Genomic DNA, 3,797 nt, shown 5'->3' with positions numbered 1-3,797 from the left:
TCACCCGCAGCAGTGCCCTCACCCGCAGCAGTGCCCTCACCCGCAGCAGTGCCCTCACCCGTGGCAGTACCCTCACCTGCGGCAGTGCACCTCACCTGCGGCAGCACACACCACGCCAGACTGCACATATGACGCCCAGACAGCGCACATCACGCGAAGCAGGCACGTGCCGGCATGACGCAGGCCAGCCCAGCGCGTTGGGCAGGCGCGCCGAACCGGAGCGCTCGGGCGGCCTGGGCGGGCGCTTTCCGGATTCGGCGCTCTACCGCTCGTTCGGGACCGAAAAGCACACGCCCAGGCCATATCCCGGCCACCGGGCAGTGCGGCCGGACCTCGCGGGGCCGTGACCCCACGCGGGCGACGGTAATGGGCGGGCGGGCGAGTCGGGAGCCCCCGAATACCGGGGCAGCGGCGGGGGTCGCCGTTCGTCCGGCAGGATCGTCGGGTATGGAGACGATCGATTCGCGCGAGGTCTATTCGAATGCCTGGATGACGGTTCGGGAGGACGCCATTCGGCGCGCCGACGGCAGCACCAGCATCTACGGCGTGGTGGATCGTTCGGACTTCGCGATCGTGGTGCCGCGCGACGGGGAACGGTTCCACCTGGTCGAGCAGTACCGGTATCCGCTCGGGCGGCGGAGTTGGGAGTTTCCGGCCGGATCGCTGCCCGATCGCGCCACCGCCGCCGAACCGATCGAGATCGCGCATCGGGAACTGCGGGAGGAGACGGGGCTACGGGCCGCCACCATGACGTATCTGGGCGAGTTGGCCCCCGCCCCGGCCGTGTGCAGCAATCGCGGACACTATTTCCTGGCCACCGATCTGACCGAGGGCCCGCACGAGCGGGAGGTGGAGGAGCAGGATATGCGGTCGGCCTGGTTCACCCGGGCCGAACTCGAATCCATGATCAGCTCCGGGGTGATCATCGACGCCGACACCGTCGCCGCCTACACCCTGCTCCTCTTCCACGAGCGCACGCGCTGAGCGTTTACGCCTTCGGCTCGATGAGCTGGATGTCCAACTCGATCGCCACCTTGTCGCTGATCATGGCCGACGGGATGGCGGTGGCCACGCCGAAATCGGTGCGCTTCAGCGTGCCGGTGGCGGTGAAGCCGATGTGGTTGTCGCCGGTCTGCGGGAACGGCTGCAGGCCGCCCCATTCGACGTCGAGGGTGACCGGGGCGGTCACACCACCGAGGGTGACCTCGCCGGTGACCTGGAAGTCCTCGGTGACGCGCAGTGGTTCGAGGGCCTTGAAGGTGAGGGTGGGCCGGGACTGCACATCGAGCAGGTCGGCCGCGCGGGCGTGGGCGTCGCGGTCGGCATTGCCGGTGTCGAAGGAATCGAGGTGAATGGTCGCGGAGACGGCGGCGGCACCGGTCTCGTCCACCACGAACTGGGTCTCGAAGCGGTTGAACCGGCCGCGAACCTTGGAGATGCCCAGGTGGCGGACGGTGAAATTGACCGAGGAGTGCGCGGTGTCGAGCGTCCAGGCACCGGTGGCGAGGGTGGGCTGCGTCGAAGTCGTCATACCGGAAACGCTAAGTGGACTCCGGTCCGGTAACCACACCGTGCTGGTCCTGGGACTGACAGGGCGGGGATAACAACCATCGGACCGGGCATCATGGTTGTCGTGGCACAGTCCGAGTTCGCCGAATTCCTGGTGGCCCGCCGGGCCCAGTTGCAGCCCGAGCAGGTCGGCCTACCACCCGGCCGACGCCGCCGCACCCCCGGTCTGCGCCGGGAGGAGGTGGCCGCGCTCGCCGGGGTGAGCGTCGACTACCTCGCCCGGCTGGAGCAGGGGCGCGACACCAATCCCTCCGCGAGCGTGCTCGCGGCGCTCGCGGACGCGCTTCGGCTCACCGCCGCCGAACGACAGCATTTCCTGCGCATCACCTTCGGCATGGAACCGGCCGCCTGCCCCACCGCCGGGAAGGCACACGAGCGGGTGAGCGAGACCTTGCAGGCGGTCCTGGACACCCTGCATCCGACACCGGCGCTGCTGGTGGGACGGCGATTGAACATTCTCGCCTGCAATCCGGCCTGGCGGGATTTCGCGACCCCGTTGGGACTGCTTGACGAGTCCAACCATGGCAATCTGGCGCGCTACATTTTCGGTAATTCCGCTGCGGCACAGCATATTCGCAATTGGCCGGAGGTCGCGGACATGTACATCTCGGCGCTGCGCTCGGCCTGTGCGCATTGGACCGACGATTCCGAGTTGCACGCCGTGGTGGCCGCCCTGCGGTCGTATCCGGAATTCGCCCACCGCTGGCATTCGCACCGCGTCATCGAACACCGCACGGGCATCATGCGATTGAACCATCCCGAACGCGGCGATACCGAGGTGGAGATCGAAACCATGAGCCCCACCCTGGACCAGGGCCTGATGGTGTGGCTGGTGGACCGGAAGCGGGCGCACACACCCAGCCTGCGCCTGGTCAACGAGTAGGTGTCAGCGCAGTGCGGCCCGCGCCTCCATGAGCGCGAAGCCGAGCAGGTTCTCCCCTCGCCACGACGCCGGATCGGCCGCCTCCGGACGGTCGGCGCCGAGCCCGATCCCCCAGATGGTGTCGCGGGGCGCGGCTTCCACCAGCACCTTGTCGCCGGTACCCACCAAGAAGTCCCGAAGAGGCTCGTGCGCACCGAATTTCGCGATACTGCCGCGCACCACGATGTCGTAGCGACGAGCCAGCCAGGTGGCGTCGTCGAATCCGCTCACCGCGCGCCCGAGCCGCTTGGCGTCCGCGGGCGTCGCGCTGGCCAGCACCCGCGCCCGCATCTCCGCGTCGCCGAACAGCCGGGCCTTCTCGGCCATCATGAAATGTTCGGCGCTACGGTAGCTCACGCCGTCCACCGGGAATTCGACCGGCCACCACTGGCTGAGCACCCAGCGGCCCACCTCGCGCCCGGGCGTCCGCGTATGGCCCCAGAAGTAGAGGAATTCCGGCGTCGCCCCGGCCGACATCTCCGCGATCAACCGTGCCCTGTTCATATCGCGCAACGGTATCCGACCGGGCCGACACCTTGCCCACCATTATTCGCCCGCCCCTTACCGCGAGGCAGCCACCTCGCGGTATTTATCACGAAACGGTAACGTACGATCCATGACGCAAGAGACCGGAGTGATGTTGAGCTCGTGGCTGCTCCGGCTCTTGGCCACGGCCAGAACGGATCCCAATGTCGCGCGCACCGCCATGGTGATGCCGCTCGCGGATACCGTCGAACTGGCCAAGACCTCCTTCGCCGCCGGCGATCCCGAACTGCGGTCGGTGGGTGTCGCGCTCACCTCGGAGATCCTGATGCAGTGGCGGACTTCGCAACCCGAGTTGCTCGCCGAATTGGCCCGCTGTGTCGCCGATCCGGACTATCACAGCGATGATGCGGCGGGGGTGCTGGCGGCCGTCGCGGGCACGGAACCAAGCCAGGATTTCGCACCGCTGGTACCGGTCATGGTCGCCGCGCTCGGACATGAGAGCTCTTTCGGCTCGGTCACTCTCGCACTGTCGCGCCTGCGCCACCGGGCCGCCATCGACACCGTGCGCGACTGGCTGACCAGCGGCCGCATCGGCATGCTCCGCGACCCCTTCGATATCGACCACGTCCTGACTCCCCTGGTCGACTTCGCCGACGCGCTGCTGCCGGGCATCCGCACCTGCCTCGCCACCGAGGGCTACCACAGCGCCCTGCGCCCGCTCCTGCGCGCCTTGACGGCGTGGGGTCCGGCGGCCGCACCGGCCGTGCCGGAACTGTTGCCGTACTTGCGCACCGGCCATGCGCGCTGGGCCTGCGAGGTG

General features: G+C 68.4%; 5 protein-coding genes. 3 read left to right on the top strand and 2 right to left on the bottom strand.

What is annotated here, in order from left to right; all coding sequences use genetic code 11:
* Nucleotides 1-447 precede the first annotated feature (447 nt).
* Complete coding sequence (locus QK444_RS33905; protein WP_029929401.1) at nucleotides 448-984, top strand: NUDIX hydrolase; 537 nt, start codon at nucleotides 448-450, stop codon at nucleotides 982-984.
* A gap of 4 nt (nucleotides 985-988) precedes the next feature.
* Here the strand turns inward: QK444_RS33905 and QK444_RS33900 are convergent, their stop codons facing one another.
* The gene (locus QK444_RS33900) at nucleotides 989-1,531 is read right to left on the bottom strand and encodes a YceI family protein (protein ID WP_282786102.1); all 543 of its coding nucleotides are present in this window, start codon (nucleotides 1,529-1,531) and stop codon (nucleotides 989-991) included.
* 93 nt (nucleotides 1,532-1,624) lie between these two features.
* Between QK444_RS33900 and QK444_RS33895 the strand changes: the two genes are divergently transcribed.
* The gene (locus tag QK444_RS33895) at nucleotides 1,625-2,452 is read left to right on the top strand and encodes a helix-turn-helix domain-containing protein (protein WP_282786101.1); all 828 of its coding nucleotides are present in this window, start codon (nucleotides 1,625-1,627) and stop codon (nucleotides 2,450-2,452) included.
* 3 nt (nucleotides 2,453-2,455) lie between these two features.
* Here the strand turns inward: QK444_RS33895 and QK444_RS33890 are convergent, their stop codons facing one another.
* Nucleotides 2,456-2,995, bottom strand: coding sequence for an NADAR family protein (locus tag QK444_RS33890; protein WP_282786100.1), 540 nt, complete (start codon nucleotides 2,993-2,995; stop codon nucleotides 2,456-2,458).
* A gap of 112 nt (nucleotides 2,996-3,107) precedes the next feature.
* Here QK444_RS33890 and QK444_RS33885 point away from each other — a divergent pair.
* On the top strand, nucleotides 3,108-3,797 hold a 690-nt coding region (locus QK444_RS33885; protein WP_282786099.1), incomplete at its 3' end, for a hypothetical protein.

The organism is Nocardia sp. CC201C (assembly GCF_030010695.1).
Lineage (GTDB): Bacteria > Actinomycetota > Actinomycetes > Mycobacteriales > Mycobacteriaceae > Nocardia > Nocardia otitidiscaviarum.
This window is presented reverse-complemented; position numbering and strand designations above follow the sequence as displayed.

Bases quoted from the DNA above. Each gene is read 5' to 3' on its own strand.
- QK444_RS33905 (WP_029929401.1), top strand. From the start codon at position 448: ATGGAGACGATCGATTCGCGCGAGGTCTATTCGAATGCCTGGATGACG.
- QK444_RS33900 (WP_282786102.1), bottom strand. From the start codon at position 1,531: ATGACGACTTCGACGCAGCCCACCCTCGCCACCGGTGCCTGGACGCTC.
- QK444_RS33895 (WP_282786101.1), top strand. From the start codon at position 1,625: ATGGTTGTCGTGGCACAGTCCGAGTTCGCCGAATTCCTGGTGGCCCGC.
- QK444_RS33890 (WP_282786100.1), bottom strand. From the start codon at position 2,995: ATGAACAGGGCACGGTTGATCGCGGAGATGTCGGCCGGGGCGACGCCG.